The sequence below is a fragment of the Pedobacter ginsengisoli genome (genome assembly GCF_030244015.1).
In the GTDB taxonomy this organism is placed as follows: Bacteria; Bacteroidota; Bacteroidia; order Sphingobacteriales; family Sphingobacteriaceae; genus Pedobacter; species Pedobacter ginsengisoli.
The window spans coordinates 1,027,731-1,046,097 of record NZ_JASSYX010000003.1; the positions used below are offsets into that span (position 1 = coordinate 1,027,731).

21 protein-coding genes are annotated in these 18,367 nt (G+C 45.2%); 11 read left to right on the forward strand and 10 right to left on the reverse strand.

The genetic code is table 11. From position 1 onward, the window contains the following. Nucleotides 1–178 precede the first annotated feature (178 nt). Nucleotides 179–529, reverse strand: a complete 351-nt coding sequence (locus QEP08_RS16710; RefSeq protein WP_285059728.1) for a hypothetical protein — start codon at nucleotides 527–529, stop codon at nucleotides 179–181. A gap of 87 nt (nucleotides 530–616) precedes the next feature. On the opposite strand from QEP08_RS16710, the gene QEP08_RS16715 reads away from it, so the two are divergent. Genes QEP08_RS16715 through QEP08_RS16725 form a run of 3 tightly spaced genes read left to right on the forward strand, consistent with a single transcriptional unit; the run spans nucleotide 617 to nucleotide 2,944 of the window. Further along, nucleotides 617–823 (forward strand): YtxH domain-containing protein, encoded by a 207-nt coding sequence (locus QEP08_RS16715; RefSeq protein WP_285059729.1) that lies wholly within the window; start codon nucleotides 617–619, stop codon nucleotides 821–823. An 8-nt stretch (nucleotides 824–831) separates the two neighbouring features. Next, complete coding sequence (locus tag QEP08_RS16720; RefSeq protein WP_285059730.1) at nucleotides 832–2,229, forward strand: MBL fold metallo-hydrolase RNA specificity domain-containing protein; 1,398 nt, start codon at nucleotides 832–834, stop codon at nucleotides 2,227–2,229. A 25-nt stretch (nucleotides 2,230–2,254) separates the two neighbouring features. After that, entirely contained in the window at nucleotides 2,255–2,944 is a 690-nt protein-coding gene (locus tag QEP08_RS16725; RefSeq protein ID WP_285059731.1) for a class I SAM-dependent methyltransferase, read from the forward strand. On the opposite strand, the gene pepT is transcribed toward QEP08_RS16725, so the two are convergent. Continuing rightward, nucleotides 2,941–4,197, reverse strand: coding sequence for a peptidase T (pepT, locus tag QEP08_RS16730; protein WP_285059732.1), 1,257 nt, complete (start codon nucleotides 4,195–4,197; stop codon nucleotides 2,941–2,943). The two genes, QEP08_RS16725 and pepT, sit on opposite strands and share 4 nt — an antisense overlap. A 66-nt stretch (nucleotides 4,198–4,263) precedes the next feature. Between pepT and QEP08_RS16735 the strand changes: the two genes are divergently transcribed. The 3 genes from QEP08_RS16735 to QEP08_RS16745 are packed head-to-tail and all read left to right on the forward strand — an operon-like array spanning nucleotide 4,264 to nucleotide 7,344. Beyond that, nucleotides 4,264–4,965: an outer membrane beta-barrel protein gene (locus QEP08_RS16735; protein ID WP_285059733.1), complete on the forward strand. Its 702-nt coding sequence runs from the start codon at nucleotides 4,264–4,266 to the stop codon at nucleotides 4,963–4,965. Next, nucleotides 4,965–6,725 (forward strand): M14 family zinc carboxypeptidase, encoded by a 1,761-nt coding sequence (locus QEP08_RS16740; RefSeq protein ID WP_285059734.1) that lies wholly within the window; start codon nucleotides 4,965–4,967, stop codon nucleotides 6,723–6,725. Before QEP08_RS16735 ends, QEP08_RS16740 begins: the two co-directional genes overlap by 1 nt. 1 nt (nucleotide 6,726) lies before the next feature. Next, entirely contained in the window at nucleotides 6,727–7,344 is a 618-nt protein-coding gene (locus QEP08_RS16745) for a rhomboid family intramembrane serine protease (protein WP_285059735.1), read from the forward strand. On the opposite strand, the gene QEP08_RS16750 is transcribed toward QEP08_RS16745, so the two are convergent. Further along, nucleotides 7,341–8,330: a hypothetical protein gene (locus tag QEP08_RS16750; protein ID WP_285059736.1), complete on the reverse strand. Its 990-nt coding sequence runs from the start codon at nucleotides 8,328–8,330 to the stop codon at nucleotides 7,341–7,343. The genes QEP08_RS16745 and QEP08_RS16750 overlap by 4 nt on opposite strands. Nucleotides 8,331–8,391: 61 nt before the next feature. Here QEP08_RS16750 and QEP08_RS16755 point away from each other — a divergent pair, with 61 nt between their 5' ends. Further along, on the forward strand, nucleotides 8,392–9,432 hold the full coding sequence (locus tag QEP08_RS16755; RefSeq protein WP_285059737.1) for a dipeptide epimerase: 1,041 nt from the start codon (nucleotides 8,392–8,394) through the stop codon (nucleotides 9,430–9,432). Here the strand turns inward: QEP08_RS16755 and QEP08_RS16760 are convergent. After that, complete coding sequence (locus QEP08_RS16760; protein WP_285059738.1) at nucleotides 9,422–9,607, reverse strand: DUF6358 family protein; 186 nt, start codon at nucleotides 9,605–9,607, stop codon at nucleotides 9,422–9,424. The two genes, QEP08_RS16755 and QEP08_RS16760, sit on opposite strands and share 11 nt — an antisense overlap. Nucleotides 9,608–9,611: 4 nt before the next feature. Continuing rightward, nucleotides 9,612–9,929, reverse strand: a complete 318-nt coding sequence (locus tag QEP08_RS16765; protein WP_285059879.1) for a rhodanese-like domain-containing protein — start codon at nucleotides 9,927–9,929, stop codon at nucleotides 9,612–9,614. A 161-nt stretch (nucleotides 9,930–10,090) separates the two neighbouring features. Between QEP08_RS16765 and QEP08_RS16770 the strand changes: the two genes are divergently transcribed. Genes QEP08_RS16770 through QEP08_RS16780 form a run of 3 tightly spaced genes read left to right on the forward strand, consistent with a single transcriptional unit; the run spans nucleotide 10,091 to nucleotide 15,469 of the window. Further along, entirely contained in the window at nucleotides 10,091–11,179 is a 1,089-nt protein-coding gene (locus QEP08_RS16770) for a DUF4407 domain-containing protein (protein WP_285059739.1), read from the forward strand. A gap of 3 nt (nucleotides 11,180–11,182) precedes the next feature. Continuing rightward, nucleotides 11,183–12,124: a M20/M25/M40 family metallo-hydrolase gene (locus tag QEP08_RS16775; RefSeq protein ID WP_285059740.1), complete on the forward strand. Its 942-nt coding sequence runs from the start codon at nucleotides 11,183–11,185 to the stop codon at nucleotides 12,122–12,124. 21 nt (nucleotides 12,125–12,145) lie between these two features. Next, nucleotides 12,146–15,469 carry a S41 family peptidase gene (locus QEP08_RS16780; RefSeq protein ID WP_285059741.1) on the forward strand — a complete coding sequence of 1,108 codons (3,324 nt, stop codon included), beginning with the start codon at nucleotides 12,146–12,148 and terminating at the stop codon, nucleotides 15,467–15,469. 6 nt (nucleotides 15,470–15,475) lie between these two features. Here QEP08_RS16780 and QEP08_RS16785 read toward each other — a convergent pair whose 3' ends face one another. The 3 genes from QEP08_RS16785 to QEP08_RS16795 form a co-directional block, all read right to left on the reverse strand. After that, nucleotides 15,476–15,970, reverse strand: a complete 495-nt coding sequence (locus tag QEP08_RS16785) for a GNAT family N-acetyltransferase (RefSeq protein WP_285059742.1) — start codon at nucleotides 15,968–15,970, stop codon at nucleotides 15,476–15,478. Next, nucleotides 15,967–16,530 carry a thiamine pyrophosphokinase gene (locus QEP08_RS16790; RefSeq protein WP_285059744.1) on the reverse strand — a complete coding sequence of 188 codons (564 nt, stop codon included), beginning with the start codon at nucleotides 16,528–16,530 and terminating at the stop codon, nucleotides 15,967–15,969. Before QEP08_RS16790 ends, QEP08_RS16785 begins: the two co-directional genes overlap by 4 nt. Before the next feature lie 115 nt (nucleotides 16,531–16,645). Next, nucleotides 16,646–16,927: a hypothetical protein gene (locus QEP08_RS16795; protein ID WP_285059745.1), complete on the reverse strand. Its 282-nt coding sequence runs from the start codon at nucleotides 16,925–16,927 to the stop codon at nucleotides 16,646–16,648. 165 nt (nucleotides 16,928–17,092) lie between these two features. On the opposite strand from QEP08_RS16795, the gene QEP08_RS16800 reads away from it, so the two are divergent. Beyond that, nucleotides 17,093–17,545, forward strand: a complete 453-nt coding sequence (locus tag QEP08_RS16800) for a VOC family protein (RefSeq protein WP_285059746.1) — start codon at nucleotides 17,093–17,095, stop codon at nucleotides 17,543–17,545. Between the two features lie 7 nt (nucleotides 17,546–17,552). Here the strand turns inward: QEP08_RS16800 and QEP08_RS16805 are convergent, their stop codons facing one another. Further along, entirely contained in the window at nucleotides 17,553–17,867 is a 315-nt protein-coding gene (locus QEP08_RS16805; protein WP_285059747.1) for a C40 family peptidase, read from the reverse strand. An 85-nt stretch (nucleotides 17,868–17,952) separates the two neighbouring features. Continuing rightward, nucleotides 17,953–18,315, reverse strand: a complete 363-nt coding sequence (locus tag QEP08_RS16810; RefSeq protein WP_285059748.1) for a response regulator transcription factor — start codon at nucleotides 18,313–18,315, stop codon at nucleotides 17,953–17,955. Between the last annotated feature and the right edge of the window lie 52 nt (nucleotides 18,316–18,367).

Below are 18,367 nucleotides of genomic sequence, written 5' to 3' on the forward strand. Positions count from 1 at the left end.
CAGTATCTGTACTATTACCGGATAAGACGTGGCTATAATCTGGTAAGGCAATTCTGCGGTTGGGAGCGACCTCCTGTGGGCTTCCTGCGGTTATCGGGCATATATTCTGCGGTTAGAGGTACTTTTAACCGCAGAAGGCACGCGGGAAACCCAGAGGAATTGTGGGGATGGGTATAACTTACTTTTTGTGCAGGCACAAAAGCGTAAACGCAAGTATTATGCTCAGTGCAAAAGGTGCTGACAATAACAGGTAAAGCCGTACATCAGCCAGGTAATGGTTTACAAAGGCAGCGCTGAAAACATTGATCACCCACAGGCTCAGAAAAGCAGCAAAGATCAGGCAGGTCCCGCCAAGGATATAATTGATCAGCGTAAATTCATTTTCCCGATCGAGTTTGGCAATTACCATCGCGCTATGTACAATAACCAGCAGCACACCCAAAATCGCAAAGGAGTAGCTGTTCAGCAGATAAGCCAGAAAATAAGTCAGCGCCAGTGCGATGTTCAGGTAAGAGAGGATTTTTAACATGCTTAAATATACGAAGATGACCGCCTCTTATTTTTACAAAAAACTATTCCATGAGTTTTTTGTTTAACTTTCATAAAATAAAAGATCATGAAGAAAGAAACTAAAATTATAGCAGGTGTATTGGCAGGAGCAGCTCTTGGCGCAGCAGTAGCATTGATATTATCGTCTGATAAAGGCGGTGACATGAAAAACAAAATGACCGATTGGCTTTGTGATCTGATCGATTCTTCCAAAGACAAAATTGCAGACGTAACCGACAGGGTAAAAGATAAGTTTGCTAAAGTTAGTGTTTAATCTATTGAATGAAAATTACTTTTCATGGGGCGGCACGCGCTGTCACCGGCAGTAAACACCTGCTTACACTAAATAACGGTACTCAAATTTTACTGGACTGCGGCTTGTTCCAGGGAATGGGCGATATAACAGACGGATTGAACGAGTCTTTTGGATTCGACCCTAAAGGGATGTCTGCTGTGGTTTTGTCCCATGCTCATATTGACCATTGCGGCCTGCTGCCAAGATTGGTAGCTGAAGGTTTTAGCGGCCCTGTATATTGTACCCCGGCGACTATGGACCTTTCGAGAATCTTATTGATGGACTCCGCGAAGATCCACGAACAGGATGCGGAGTACGCAAACCGCCACATCAAATTGAAAGAAGACCAGGAGATGCCCCTGTATACCGAAGAGGATGTCGTCAAAACACTGAGCCTGTTTAAGGTAGTGGAGTACCTGGAGGATTTTGAAATTACTCCCGGCGTCACTTTACGGTTTACAGATGCCGGACACATTATCGGGAGCGCGGCGGTTCATTTAAAGATCAAAGAGAATGAAACTGAAACCCGTCTGACCTTCAGTGGTGATGTAGGCCGTTATGGTGACCTGATTCTGAAAAGCCCTCAAAATTATCCCCAGGCAGACTACATTATTATGGAATCTACTTACGGGGACTCATTGCATAAAGACCTGGAGCCTATTGAAGAAGCTTTAAGAGAGATCATCAGCGAAACCTGCCTTGTAAAAAAAGGAAAGGTCATCATACCTGCTTTCAGCGTGGGCCGCACACAGGAACTCTTATTTGCCCTGAATGCGCTGGAACTCAAAAAACAACTGCCCGATGTCCGGTATTATGTGGACAGTCCGCTCTCTAAACAGGCCACTGAAGTGTTAAAAAATCATCCGGAGTATTATAACAATGGTGTAAAGCAGGTCATGAAGATCGACAATGATGTCTTTAATTTTAAAGGACTGAAGTTCATTGAAAATGTCGTGGAATCCAAAGCTCTAAATGATGATCCCAGGCCTTGTGTGATCATCTCATCATCAGGAATGGCCGAGGGTGGAAGGGTGCGGCACCACATCAAAAATAACATTGGCAACCGGAAAAACACGATATTGATGGTCGGCTACGCTTCTCCCGGATCACTTGCCGGACAACTGATTGCAGGAAGACATAAAGTATGGATGTTCAGACAAGAATATGATGTAGTGGCAGAAGTGCGCTCCATACAATCCATGAGCGCACATGGCGATTATGAAGACCTGCTGCAGTTTCTGGAGTGCCAGCAACCAAAAGCGGTCAGGCAGCTTTTCCTGGTTCACGGAGAGTATGATGTGCAGCAAAGATTTGCACTGCGGCTGAAAGATCATGGGTTTGATCACGTTGAAATTCCGCAATACCACCAGGAATTTGAACTGTAGATAAAGGTTTCCGTAAGTTTGCAGAATGGACGTATTTGGCGAAGCCCTGAAAGATCAGTTTATAAAACCTCCCGCGGACATTTTGTGGGTGCACAATTCTTATGATGAACCCGAGGAAATGCCTGTGGAGATCTATTTCAGAAATGAAGCGGAAATGCCGGAGCTTGAACTTGAAGCCCTGAAACAATGCAAAGGAAAGGTGCTGGATGTCGGTGCGGGTGTGGGCAGTCATGCGCTTGTTCTCCAAAAGAGGGGCTTTGACGTTACGGGCATGGACATATCTCCCGCTGCGGTAACCATTATGAAGCAGCGGGGACTGAAAAAAGCAATTGAAGGAAATATCCTTGAATATAAGGGCGGTAAATACGACACCCTGCTGTTCATGATGAATGGCATTGGCCTTACCGGCTCGCTGGCTGGATTGAAAGTCTTTCTGAAAACGGTAAAGGACCTGCTGAACCCCGGCGGGCAGCTCATATTTGACAGTTCTGACCTGATGTATCTGTACCAGGAAATCGCATTCCCGCAGCGGGGATATTATGGTGAGGTGAGCTTCCGCTATGAATACAAAAGCGTAAAAGGCAATTGGTTCAAATGGGTGTATGTGGACAAGAAAACACTGAAAGATCTTGCCGCGGAAACAGGCTGGAATGCTGAGGTCATTTTTGAAGATCAGCAAGACCAGTATCTGGCCAGGCTCACCCTAGGGTCCTAAGCCTGTTCTTCCCAGATCATCGCGATATTGATGATCGTCTCTACCGCTTTTTCCATGTCCTGTACCGAAGCCCACTCCTGTTTACCATGAAATGCGTGTTCGCCGGCAAAGATGTTTGGACAAGGCAAGCCCATAAAAGACAGGCGTGATCCGTCGGTCCCGCCCCTGATGCTCTGCTGCTTAGGAACGATACCTGCTCTTTTAATGGCCTCTATACCATTTGCGATCACCTGCGGATATTGATCTAGCACCTGTTTCATATTGCGGTATTGTTCAGTGATCCTGAGCTGGTATGTCGAGTTGGGAAAATCTTCAATGATGTTTTGAACGGTTGCGTCAAGCAGTTCGCCGTATGATTTTAGTTCTTCATCGTCAAATGCCCTGATGATGAACCTTGCCTCTGCCTGCTCCACACTGCCACCTATCGAAACCGGGTGTATAAATCCTTCTTTAAGCTCCGTGGATTCCGGGGAAAGACAGTCTGCAGGCAATGCGGCGATCACATCTGAGAGGATCTTTATCGCGCTTTCCATTTTGCCTTTGGCAAAACCGGGATGCGTACTGACTCCGTTGATGGTCAGGACGGCACCGTCTGCCGAAAAGGTTTCGTCTTCAATGGACCCCAGGGTTTCTCCGTCTATGGTATATCCAAAATCGGCGCCCAGTTTTTTCAGGTCGGCTTTATCTACTCCGCGCCCAATCTCTTCGTCGGGTGTGAACAGGATCTTTATCGTGCCGTGTTTGATCTGCGGATTCTCTGTCAGGAATAATGCGGCCTCCATGATTTCCGCTACGCCGGCTTTGTTGTCTGCTCCCAGCAAGGTGGTACCACTGGCTGTAATGATGTCATTCCCGATCTGGTCTTTCAGGTCGGGATGTTCATTCATTTTCAGAATTATGGAATGATCATCGGGCAGTACCAGGTCCTGTCCCTGGTAATTGGGGTGTATAATTGGTTTTACATTTTTACCGGAGCAGTCCGGGGAAGTATCCATATGAGAACAAAAACAAATTACAGGCACATCTTTCTTTTCACTGTTTGAAGGGATGGTGGCATACACATAGCCATATTCGTCAAGCTGCGCGTCGGTGATCCCCATTTGCAAAAGTTCGGCTGTCAGAACTTTTCCGAGGTCTTTTTGTTTTGCTGTTGAAGGTGTGGTTTCAGAAAGCGGATCAGATTGGGTGTCGATCTGAACGTATTTCATAAACCTGCTTTGAAGCGATTTGTTTTTATTTTGATATTTTAGCATACTCTAATTGAAAAAACAAAGTTATATATAAGATTACGATTTGAGCTTTACTTAAAGAAGATACTTTTGAAAACAGCACTTACTTCATTTCTGGCGCTCTTCCTTTGTTTTAATGCTTTTGCCCAAACCAACTTTAACAAACTCAGTGTCGGTGCGGGTTATGGCCTTACGCAATCTTTTACAGATGTCAACAAAAATGATTTCGCACCGTCAGCGTATGGTACTCTGGACTACTTCTTCACACCCTTTTTAAGTTTAGGAGGAGAACTCCAGTATGGAAAGATCAAGGCCGGCCCGGCGGCTAATGACCCTACCCAAAGGCAGTTTACCAATTCCTATAAAGCAGCATCCTTAAACGCCAGACTGTACCTGGGTGCTTTGGTGGACTATGACCGCAGCAATTTTTTGAATGCGGTAAAGTGGCTTTATGTGGGCGGCGGAGCCGGGATCGTTCGAAACAACATTACCAGGATAACCAGGGTCAATAAATCTACCGGCAATGATTTTCCGGGTAGAAATGCTTCTTTTGAACTCATGGTACCGATAAATGTGGGCATAAGCTATTATTTTCCCAGTCAGTCCGGCAACCACAGGTTTGCCCTCAATTTAAACCTCCAAAGCAATCTTACGATGGGTGAAGGGCTCGACGGTTATGACAATTCCTCTGAAACTTTCAAAGATGGGGTCCCTGACATCTATAATTTCTACAGTATTGGCGTTAAGTACCATTTTGGCTTATTGGGGCTTTCAAAAAAATCGTTATACTAATGGCACCGAAGCGCTCCCCAACCAATTGTTTAGTTTTAATCTTTTCTTTCTTCCTGGCTATGGATGCCTTTGCACAGTTAACGCCGTATGAGATCAGCGGCAAAAAAGAAACCGCGACTTATCATCAGGTCATTCAATATTATAGGGACCTGGACCGTGATTACCCCCAGGCCAAACTGATTACTTGCGGAATTACAGATTCCGGCGAGCCATTGCATGTGCTGGTCCTGTCAAAAGAGCAGGTCTTTGACCCTGTCGCGATCAGGAAAAGCGGCAGACGCATTTTGCTGATCAACAACGGGATTCATCCCGGCGAACCGGAAGGTATAGACGCCAGCATGATGTTGGCCAGAGACCTGCTGAAAAATGATCGCCTGTCCCAAAACACGGTGATCTGTATCATTCCTGTTTATAATATAGATGGCAGTTTTAACCGCACCGGAACTTCAAGGGCCAATCAGAACGGACCGGTTGCTTATGGTTTCAGGGGCAATGGCAGGAACTATGACCTGAACCGGGATTTTGTCAAGACAGACTCCAGAAACTCCCGTGCATTCCAGGAAATTTTTAATACCTGGCAGCCGGAGATCTTTGTAGACACCCATACCAGCAACGGTGCGGATTACCAATATGTGATGACACTGATCCCGACCCAAAAGGACAAACTCCATCCGTTACTTTCAGCTTACATGACCAAAACCATGATCCCTTCACTGTACGAAGGGATGAAAAACAGTGGCTATGAAATGATCCCTTACGTCAATTCTGTTGAAGAAACCCCGGATGCGGGGATCACTGGTTTTTTGGAGTCGCCGCGTTTCTCTACCGGATATACCGCACTGCACAACACCATTGGTTTTATGCCGGAAACGCACATGCTGAAAGCCTACGACAAGAGGGTCGATGCTACCTATAAATTGCTGCAGCATTATATTGACATTGTGGTACGGGATGCTGGAGTCATAGGTGAAAATAAGCGGAAGGCTGATGAACAGATCGCAAGACAAGAGAGGTTTACCCTGGAATGGAAGCTGAACGATAAACTGGCAGACGACATTGAATTTAAGGGCTATGCCGCCAAACAAAAAACAAGTGAGGTAAGCGGACTCGACCGGCTTTACTATGACCGCAATGCGCCTTATACCAAAACGATAAAGCAGTGGAACAACTTTGAACCAGCCGTGGTCATTGACAAGCCTGTTGCCTACCTCATACCTCAGGCATGGGAAAAAGTGATCGGCCTCTTAAAACTAAACCGGGTAAAGCTGCGTCGTTTGCAGCAGGATACAGAGGTTGAGGCAGACCTGTATTACATTGTCGACTATAAAACACAACCGAAGCCTTATGAGGGGCATTACCTGCATTCCGGTGTGAAGCTGAACACGGTCAAACAGAGGCTTCAGTTTTACAAAGGCGACTACGTAGTTTATACGGATCAGCCGGTAAACCGGTACATTATAGAAACGCTGGAACCCCAGGCTACAGACTCGTTTTTCAACTGGAACTTCTTTGATTCCATATTGAGCATGAAGGAGCATTTCTCTGCTTATGTATTTGAAGATACCGCCGCGGAACTGCTAAAAAAAGATCCGGAGCTGAAGGCAAAGCTGGAGCAGGAAAAGGCTAAAAATCCGGAACTGAGTAAAAATGCGGATGCCCAGCTTGATTTTGTCTATAAAAATTCGGATTATTACGAAAAAACCCATTGCCGCTACCCCATTGCCAGACTGGTAAAAGACATTCCATTAAAGCTAAAATAGCATGAATTACATCAACGAGACACCTGTTGCTTCTCTTATATTTTTATTTACGATCATTACCAGTATTTATGCCTTCAGCAACCCTGACCTGTACGGGAAATTCATGCTGAACCCTTATAATGTTTCAAGGCGGCACAGGGTTTATACGCTGATCACCAGCGGTCTCATTCATGCGGACTGGATGCACCTGATCTTTAACATGATGACCTTTTTCTTCTTTGCATTTCAGCTGGAGAGAATTATAGGCTCACTTAACTTCGGCATTCTTTATTTTGTGAGTATGGTAGCCGCCGATATTCCTTCTGTCATCAAACACAAAAATGACATCTGGTACAATAGTCTGGGTGCCTCCGGAGCAATCAGCGCGGTGCTGTTCAGCTACATTTTATTTGTCCCGTTTTCGAGTATGATCATTTTCCCGATTCCTATTCCGATATGGGCGATTGTATTCGGGCCTTTGTACCTGGTCTATTGTGTGTATGCTTCGAGACAGGCAAGAGACCATATCAACCATGACGCGCATTTCTTCGGGGCACTGGCCGGTTTGATATTGACGGTGTTACTGGTTCCGGGAGTAATTCCTCATTTCATAGAACAAATCCAGATGAAGATCGGCTAACTGGTAGCTGGCAAGCTTGGCGGGTTGAAATAACTGATGGGATTTGCAGGATCTTTGATGATCTCAAACAGGGTATGCCCCCAGGGCTTCCAGAAATCCTGTAGTACCTGTGCATAGGTCTTGTGCTGCCAGTAATCGAAAATAGGTTTATTGAGGGTGCCACGAAGCGGCATGGCTTCTATATAAATCGAACCATCAACGGGCATGATCGTATATTCAGGCAGACGGTTGAACAAATAGGCTGAATAGTAAAAACGTGCACAAAGTTCTTCAAACTGCTGTGCGGACAAATTGTTTCCTGCGATCTGGCCAAGTAGTTCCTGATGGTACTTTTTATTGGTGCCATTGTCCTGCAAAACGGCAATGATGCCAAAGTCTTTCAGCTTCAATGAAAAAGTCATGGTATTGATCTCGTCCCTGAAGCTAAAAGGGGTATCTTTTTCTTCAAGAGGTACAATAACGATAGACCAGGGTGTAAAATCCTCAAAGACGACATCCGTATAGATCTTCTGGATCATGGTGTGCAGGTTGCCAAATTTGTGCATCAGCCCCTGGGACATATTTACTCCGTCTGCACTCAGCTGCTGCTGTTTGACTGCGGCATTCATTTCTACATAGATCAGCCCGTACATGAACTTGCCGATCCAATTGAAGATGTCTGTTTCATCCAGCTTAGAAACAGCGGCATAGCCTGCCTTAAAAGCACTGCTGATCCGGTCCTCAAGCGGTTGAATAAAATGTTGCAGTACCCCGGTATCGCAGGGTATGGTCAGACTGTTGTAACTGCGGATACTTTCATCCAACAGTTTGATCTGTTCTTCACCGCTAAAGCCGGCGATTTTCAACAGCCATTCCGGCAGTATCGGGGTTTCAACTACGGGAGCAGTAAAGGTATCCCCGCTTAAAAAACAGTTTTTGTGCTTGAAATCGAAATTCTTAAAAGGCTGATAAATGGTGCTGATCATACTTGGGACAATATTAGGCATATTATTTTTACATTAGCCGGAGCATTCCTTTTTTTAACTTTGTTATTACCAAACACCTACTATGCAGGCTTTTTATCAACCCTACTATCTTGAACTGAAACATCCATTTTCCATCGCAAGGTTTTCCAGGACGGGAACGCCCATTATGCTGCTGAAAATCAGCCACAACGGAGTCGATGGCTATGGTGAAGCATCGATGGTGCCGTACATGGGTGAAAGTGTGGAAACTGCCGAAGCTTTTCTAAAAAAAGTCGACTGGAACAGGTTTGTATATCCATTTAACTTTCAGGAGGTAATCGCCTATCTGGATGGTATAGATGGCGGGCATCCGGCCATCAAAGCAGCGATAGACATTGCATTAAATGACATCAATGGGAAGTTGGTGGGTAAGCCCTGCTACGAGATTTACGGGGCCGCTCCTGCAAAGATGCCGCTCACTTCTTATACGATTGGAATAGACAGTCCTGAAGTGATCCGGGAAAAAGCGGCTGATGCGGTGCAACTGGGCTTTAAAGTTTTGAAAATCAAGCTGGGCAGGGACAATGATAAGGAGCTGATCAATACGATCAGGGAGGTTAGTGACCTGCCATTGTATATCGATGCCAACCAGGGCTGGACAGATAAGGCAAAGGCCATTGACATCATCTACTGGTTGCATGACCAGGGCGCGCTGTTGATCGAACAGCCTATGGACAAATCAAATATAGAGGGCAACGCCTGGCTCACCGGGCGCAGCCCGATCCCGCTGCTTGCAGATGAGGCCGTTCAAAGGCTGGCGGACATGGATAGTTTGAAGGGGGTCTATCATGGCATCAATGTAAAGCTGATGAAATGCTGCGGTATGTATGAAGCGCATCAGATGATCTTAAAAGCAAAGTCTTTTGGTATGAAAGTGCTGATCGGCTGTATGAGTGAAACCTCCTGTGCCACCCAGGCGGGTATAGCGCTGGCTCCTTTGTGTGACTGGGCTGATCTGGACGGGCCATGGCTTACTAAGAATAACCCTTTTGCGGCTCCTGAAATGGCAGAGGGCCGCTATGTCCTAAACCAGTTGCCTGGCTTAGGATTGACGGGTATCTCTGAAGGTCTTTTTACTTCTTAAGTGTATTTCTCATTTCCCGGACCAGCTGCACTTTCAGATAGATAAAGAAAGCCGCTGTAGCCAAAAACAAAGGGATGATGAGGTATTTCTGATTGTTAAAGCACCAGATCATTCCTATAACGGAGATAATAATCGCCAGGTTATAAAAAACGTTCAATGCTATTTTCTTTGCCATAGTGCTAGTACACAGGCATTTCAGGATCAAAAGCCTCCTGCCAGGCCAAAATGCCTCCCTGTAAATTGTAAAGATTGGTCAGGCCCAGCTGCGCTTCCAGCTGCATGACTGCCGCGGCACTTCTTTTTCCGCTTCTGCATTGCATAATTACCGGTTTATCGGTAGCAATCCTGTCAGCTTCTATCAGTATTCCACCCAGTGGAATGTTCTCTCCGTTCAGGTTTGACACTTCGTATTCAAAGGGCTCTCTAACGTCAATCAATTGAAAATCTTCGTTATTGTCTATTTTCTCTTTGAGCTCTTCAACAGTTATTTCCTTAATCATGTTCTTTGATCTTTTATTCAAACTTAGATAAAACTAGGCAAGCATCCTTATAAATATAAAAAAATATTACAAACATTTGAATAACTGATTAATAGATATTTTGTAACAACTGGGTACCTTGGGCGTTTAATAATAAGTCTTTATTATCTTCGGTTATTATGAATAAGATATCCCGTTTTTTCTGGTTCTGCTCGGGGGTGCATGTCCCTACGCTGGAAAAATATCCAACGGAGCACAATAAGTATTTTGGTATCGGGGCAACCATTTTTTTTACGGGATTATTTGCTGCCTTGTCCGGTGGCTATGCCATGTATTTTGTGTTCAAGGGAGATACTGCGGCGGTGTTGTTTGCACTCTTTTTCGGGCTGATATGGGGTCTGGCCATTTTAAACATGGACCGTTATATTGTATCCAGCATCAATAAAAGTGCGTCGACCAATAAACAGATCCTGCAGGCTACTCCACGTATTCTGCTGGCCATTATGATAGGCCTGGTGATCTCCCGTCCGCTGGAACTTAAAATATTTGATAAGGAGATCAAGGAACGGCTCAAGGTAAGCTACCTCAACAACCAGCGCTCCAAAATAGATACCCTGAATATGGCCTTTGGCAATAAATACAAAATTGAGATGGCCAAATTGAAGGAGGTAAAGGCACAAAGGGATTCGATGCAGAGCGCCATTAAAACCGATCGCCAAAAACTCAATTATGAGATCTTCGGGAACAAAACCACTGAAACTTCGGGGATCATGGGCTATGGTCCTTATGCCAAAAGGAAAGAAGGAGAGCTGAGACAGCGGGAACAGGATTTGGACACGCTGTCATCCGAGATCAGAAAACTGGAAAACTTTGTGGATGACCGTAAGCAATTTGACGGCTTGCTTTCAGAAAGATTATATACCGGCAAACAGCTGGACAGCCTGACCAGTATCGCGGGTTTTGCAGACAGGAACTGGGCGTTGGGTCAGCTCAGCTTCAGCCCTAACGGAAAAAGGGATTTAAATACAGCTATAGCCATTACTTTTATCGGACTTTTGTTTGTCTTCTTTGAATGCCTGCCGGTTTTTGTAAAGCTGATGAGCAGCAGAGGGCCTTATGACCATTCTGTACAAAATATTGAAACGGCGCAGATCCATGAATCTGACAAGGATAAAGATTATGAAGTCACTGTAACTGATGACGTGCATGATACGCGGGTTGCCACGGAAGTGACCAGGCGTAAGCAAAGACTAAATCAAACTAACTAACTGATGAAAAAAACCATTTACTTTTTATTTGTACTATTCCTGGCACAACAGGCCAGCGCACAGGACATCAACAAGATTATTACCAGGGAATATGTAGACCGCCTGATCAAAACACTGAGCAGTGACGAAATGGAGGGCCGGGCTACTTTTAGTCCGGGAATAGACAAAGCCGCGAGTTTTATAGAGCAGGAATTTAAAACCATAGGGCTGCAGCCGCTTGAAGGCCAGACAGGCTTCAGACAATCCTTTGAAAAAGATGGCAAGCCTTTGTTTAACGTAGCCGGAATGATCCCGGGGAAATCGAAAGCCAGGGAGATTGTGATTTTTTCCGGTCATTATGACCACCTCGGAATTATTAAGGCTGAAGGCCAGGACAGCATAGCCAATGGTGCGGATGACGACGCATCGGGAACAACTGCGATGATCGCACTGGCAAAATATTATAAAGCATTGAACAACAATGAACGTACACTGATTTTCGTCGCCTTTACCGCAGAGGAGATCGGCGGGTTCGGTGCAAAGTATTTTTCACAGAAACTAAACCCGGATGACGTAGTGGCTATGTTTAACATCGAGATGATTGGCAAGGAAAGCAAGTTTGGCAAGAATGCAGCCTTCATCACAGGCTACGAAAGATCGGATTTTGGTAAGATCCTGCAAAAGAATCTCGAGGGCAGCGAGTTTACCTTTCATCCGGACCCTTATCCTGAACAGAAGCTCTTCTACAGGAGCGACAATGCCACACTGGCCGCGCTCGGTGTACCGGCACATACCATCAGCACCGATCAGATTGATACCGATAAGCTTTACCACACGGTAAAAGATGAGTATTCAAGCCTGGATCCCGAAAACATCCTGGCTACGATAAAAGGAATTGCACAAAGCGCGATCAGTATTGTAAAAGGGATAGATACGCCGACCAGGATTCCTAAACTGAAAAAATAATTATTATTCTAAATAACGCACATGAATGTTTTAAGATCTGCTGGCGTTTCGCTGCTGGCTAAGGCTTTGCTGTTTGCATCCTTCACGCTGCCCGCAACGGCACAAAAACAGGAGACATTATTGCTGAGGAGCCCGGCAATAAGTACAAATAACCTCGCATTTGTTTATGGGGGGGACATCTGGGTTGCTGACAAGGATGGCGGCAATCCCAGGCGGCTAACCATTAATCCTGCGGTAGAACAAAATCCCGTCTTTTCGCCCGATGGCAAGCAGATTGCCTTTACCGGGAATTATGACGGCAATACTGATGTTTATGTGATCCCGGTTGCCGGCGGCGATCCCAAACGGGTTACCTACCACCCCAACAGCGACCTTGTCAGAGGCTGGCTAAACAATGAAGAGTTGTATTTTACGTCTACGCGCGATTTTAATTATGCGCTCAGTCCCAGGATGCACAGTATAAAACTGGATGGTACAGATGAAAAGCCCCTGCCCATGCCTGAGGCGGTTCAGGGTTCCCCATCTGCGGACCACCGCTATTGGGCATACATCAAGAACGGTGATCCGACGGATCGCGCAAATGTCGCCTTTAAACGTTATCGTGGCGGCGGCATGCCGCAAATATGGATCTTTGATACACAGAGTAAAAATATTGAGGTCATTCCGGGAGCTAATGCCAACAATGTAAAACCACAGTGGCTGGGCGATAAAGTATATTTCCTGTCTGACAAAGACCTTACCTTAAATCTTTTTAGCTACGATGTCAAAAGCAAAAAAACTGAGCAATTGACCAGGTTCAAGGATTACGATATCAAATCACTGAATGCCGGCAACGGGGTAATTGCATTTGAGCAGGCTGGAAAGATCCATATCATGGATCCGGGAACCAATAAAATAACAGGCCTGAGCATCAATATCAAGGCAGATGCACCGTATAAACGCCAGCACTATATTGACATGGCTACGGCGGTACGCAATTTTGAAATATCGCCGAAAGGGGTTAGGGTTTTGTTTGAAAGCCGTGGTGAGATCTTTACCGTTCCTAAAGAAAAGGGTGACGCCAGAAACATTACGAATTCCCCGGGCAGCTACGAAAAATACCCGGCCTGGTCCCCTGACGGGAAGTACATTTCTTACCTTTCTGACAAGAACGGCAGCTACCAGCTGGTACTGCAAAACCAGGCTACAAAAGGTGCTCCTGAATACATAGACCTCGGCGGAACACATTTTTATTTTCAACCGGCCTGGTCTCCTGACAGCAAAAAGCTGTTTTATTGCGACAGTCACCTGAACTTGTTTTACATTGACATCGACACCAGGAAACCAGTACTCGTCAAAGCGGATAAATTGGGTTCTCAGACCAACCGGACTTACAATATGCTGATGCCTGCCTGGTCTCCGGATTCAAAATGGATCAGTTATACAGCTACATTGCCAAACACGGTGGGTGCTGTATTTTTATATAACCTGGAAAAAGAAACGCATACGCAGATCACAGATGGTATGAGCAGTGCTTTTGCCCCCGCTTTCAGTAAAGACGGCAAATACTTGTTTTTTGTGGCCAGTACTGACATAGGACTGACCAACAGCGGACTGCACATGTCGGCCTATCAGCGCCCGGTTAGCTTCAATGCTTATGCCCTTATCCTCTCTAAAAAAACTCCTTCATTATACAAAACAGAAAGTGATGAAGAGGCTGTGACTGCAGAAGAAAAAGCGGCAAAGAAAGAAGAGCCCAAAAAGGATGATAAGAAGGCTGGGCCTAAAAAAGATGAAAAAGGAAAGGACAAAAAAGAAGATCCTGTCAAGCCCGCGGCGAAAACAACAGAGATAGACCTTGATGACCTCAGCAACCGGATCATTTCTTTACCAATCACCGCCGGCGGTATTTACCGGCTTGACGGACGTGCTGAGGGTCAATTGCTGTATGTGCGGGACGGAGAGCTGGGCGTTCTTGACCTGAACAAGATGGAGGCAACCGGCCTGGTTCAGGGTGTTGGCGGATTTACTGTGAGCAGCGATGGAAAAACCATGCTCTATTCCACCCGTGGATCCTACTACCTGAATGCCGCTGCACAAAAACCGGCTACACCTGAATCCGGAAAGGTAAAGCTGGATGGCATTAAGGTACTGGTAGACCCTGCCGCCGAATGGAAGCAGATGTTTAACGAAGTATGGCACATGGAAAAGGAATATTTCTATGCTGAGAACATGCACGGCCGGGATTGGCCTGCTATAAAAGTCAAATATGAAAAATTCCTTCCTTACGTAAACCACCGCTCAGATCTGGCTTATCTGTTTAATGAAATGATGGGAGAAATGGTGGTCGGCCACAATTACATTTATCCTGGCGACGAACCTGCTGCGACAGCAATAGGTGTTGGAATGCTGGGGGCCGATTATGAGACGGAAAATGGTTTTTATAAGATCGCAAAGATCTACAACAGGCTGGACTGGAACCCGGGCTTTAAAGCCCCGCTTGCCGAACCAGGACTCAACATTAAAGAAGGCGACTATATCGTAGCGGTAAACGGAATACCTCTGACTGCTAAAACATCAATATACAGCTTGTTTGATTTTAAAGTTGATAAACAGGTGGCCATTAAGGTCAACAGCAAAGCCAGTCTGGATGGAGCAAGAGAGGTTGTCGTGATTCCGATCTCCGTTAATTCGGAAATGGAGCTGAGAAAAATGGAATGGGTAGAAAGGAACCGCAAAAGGGTAGATAAACTGAGCAACGGACAGATCGCTTATGTATATATGCCAAACACGGGACCGGATGGTTATAAATATTTTAACCGGTACTATTTTTCACAAATGGATAAGAAGGCCTTGCTCATGGATGAGCGAAACAATGGCGGAGGCTGGGTGGCAGATTACGTAATCGATCTGCTTAGCCGCGAACTGGTCAGTTACTGGGCCATAAGGGATGGCAAAAGCTTTACCACTCCGGGCAATGGTATTTTTGGGCCGAAAGCCATGCTGATCAACGAGAATGCGGGTTCGGGAGGTGACATGATGCCTTATATGTTTAAAAACAAAGGCCTGGGCAAACTGATCGGCCGCACGACTATGGGGATCCTGGTAGGCATCAGCGGATATCCCCAATTGTTAGATGGCGGAAGTATTACCTCTCCAAATTTTGGCATTTATGATACTAAGGGGAAATGGATCATAGAAAACGAAGGTGTCGCACCGGACATTTTTGTGGAACAAACCCCTAAAGACTTGCTCGAAGGCAAGGATCCGCAGCTGGAACGTACCATCCAGGTTCTGCAGGAAGAAATGAAGACTTATTCTTATCCGAATGTAACCAAGCCTAAAGATCCTGTAAGGGGACAATAAATCCCTTTATAAAGCTTTTTCCATAATATAATCGTTCATTAAGAAACCATTACCAATATCAAGGTCAATGGTTTCTTTTATGATAAAGCCTGCTTTTTTATAGAATTCCGCAGCTTTGTTGTTCCTGTTGACACTGAGTTGCAGGAAAGCGCCATCGGCACGTTTTACCAGGTTCAGCACTTCATTCATCAGCAGCTTGCCTATGCCCCTGCCATGTGTTTCAGGAAGTACATAAAGTTTATGCAGTTTATAGGTTTTTGTAGCTGAGTCCAGAATAGAAAATCCGGCAAAACCAAGGTCTGTGCCATCTTCTTCTGCCATTAAAAAGATATACCCAGCTTCAAACTGCGAGAGCAGCTCGCCTTTGTTGTACATTTTATCCAGCATATATTCAATCTGCTCTACCGAGAGGTAATCTCCGTAAGTCACGTACCAGGTCCTGTGGGCCAGGCCCTGAATGCTTTCAATGTCCTGTTCTTTAGCTCTTCTTAAAATGATCATAACACTTCACTGATAAATAAATAAGGAACATTAAAAGTAAACTCTACGAATCCATCAGCGATCACTTCGAAATCTTCATTCTCGGTCTGCCGCAGGTTGGCGGTTTCAAAATATGCCAGCACTTCAATTTTGAAAATGCTGCCCTTTGGTTTCCAAACCTTAAAGCCTGATTTTATGGCGTACGCTTTTTCTTCAGGGCTGAACACTACTATACTGATCCGGTCGAGATAGCTGCCCAGTTCTCTTAAATTGCTTTTTGCATCAATTACATTAACTGCCGGATATTTTTCGGCAATGAGGTAATCCAGTACTGCATCAAGTTCTTCCGCACCGGCCTTGATGACCTTAGTGTTTTCCTGGAAAAATTCTTCTGTTCCTGCATTCACCACTACATCTATTTTGAGACCAAGACTGATCGTTTTTTCATAAACGGAAGCATTGACGATCAAGGTCGGGCTCCACTCCAGAAGCTGTCCGAGGTATTCTTCGTCAAACCTTCCCAGGTGATGGATGTAAAGGGCTGGCTCTTGTTTTTCTTTTACGATGTGGTGTGAAGACATGGAGCTAAGTTAGCGCCTTTCGCAGTACACTCCAAATTCTGAACATCCCAAGACCAAGGTCTACAAATTGCTGCTGCAAATCATATAATGATGTTTTGGCAGTTGTTTACCCTGGCTATTTCCGTTTGGGGCAATCAGTCCGAGACAGATCAGGAGCGATTTCAGCCTTGTGGGCAGGCATAGGAATGGATTTATCTGTGGCCTTAACATATCCATTTGGCATCCGGACGGGTTCAGGCCTCAAAGCACTATAAGCCGGGGTTTTCACAAAACTGTACGCTTTCAAAACCGGAATACTTATTTGGAGCGTCGTATCGCGCTTTAATTTAAGGGTCTGACTTTTTACTGAAAAGCCAAAGAAAAGCAGAATTGCAGCAGTAGTAAAAATCTTTTTCATACAATGGTTTTTATCTTTTCTTTAGGATGCAAAAGATCCGGGGTTTCCATACGTTTTATAAAACTTCTTGCGTACGCTGACAGATGCATGAGTTGCTTCTTACTTAAACTTTATTGGGAAGTTTTAAATGGAATTACGACATTTAATTAACAAACGGATATCACTATGACAGAAAATAAATTATTGCGAATGGACAATGTCGGCATTGTTGTAGAATCCCTCGATGATGCTGTCTCTTTTTTCACAGAAATAGGCCTGAAGCTCGAAGGGCGGGCCACGATCGAAGGAGAATGGGCGGGCCGTGTTACCGGACTTGGCTCCCAGCACGTAGAGGTTGCTATGATGGTTACCCCTGATGGCCACAGCCGGCTCGAACTTTCACGATTTCTAACTCCGCCTGCCATCTCAGATCACAGGACTGCACCGGTGAACTCACTTGGTTATCTACGCGTTATGTTCACTATCAAGGATATTGACGAGCTGGTATCCAGACTCATCAAACACGGAGCTCAACTCGTTGGCGAAGTAGTGCAATACGAGAACTCATACCGGCTCTGCTATATTCGTGCAAAGGATGGACTCCTGATTGGACTGGCAGAAGAACTCGGTAATAAATGAAGTTGTGTTACCATTCCGAAAAGTTTGCTATACTCCTCTTATGCCTCACCCTCCTATACACTCCATCACCATTTCTCGAACCATCAGAATTCGTATTGCCCTCAATACAAACGATAAAATCTCCATGCAGTGACTCCACAATTCCGCGATGGGCTATACGGCGCATTGACGGAAAGTAAATACCCATGATCATTCCGGGAAGCGGCTCTTTTCTAAATCGTCCCTTGGGAAAGAGTGCCGGACTCCAGGCCGTCTTTGGCTGGGTATAACCCGCCTGACCAAAGCACCAGGAGACAAACGCAGCACACCACGCGACTGTCAACCAGTTTCAGTATCGGACAGATAACAGGAAAAGCGTGAGTGATAGTGTTTGGGCAGGGAGGTTAGAATAAAGAATACCAGGATTATTAACTCGCTACATAATGCTCGATCCTGTTCGCAAAATCATTCAGGTCAAACGGCTTATTGATAAATTCCTCTGCAACACATCCTGACTTGACTTTGCTCAGGTAATTGTTTGCTGACATCATCATCACCGGAATATTATAGGTTTTAATACTGCCTTTTAGTTTTTTACAGACTTCCAGTCCATTACCGTCAGGCAGTTTAATATCCAGTACGATCATATCGGGGTTACGTAGTTGCATTTGCCGCCAGAAATCATTGACGGTTGGAGATACCACCACGTCATATTCATCTTCTGTAAGCATAAATTCGATGACATCTCTGATTGCTGCATTGTCTTCTACAACATAAATACACTTTTTCATACCTCGTCATTTTAACTATACAATTAAACGTTTATATAGTTAACCAATTTGA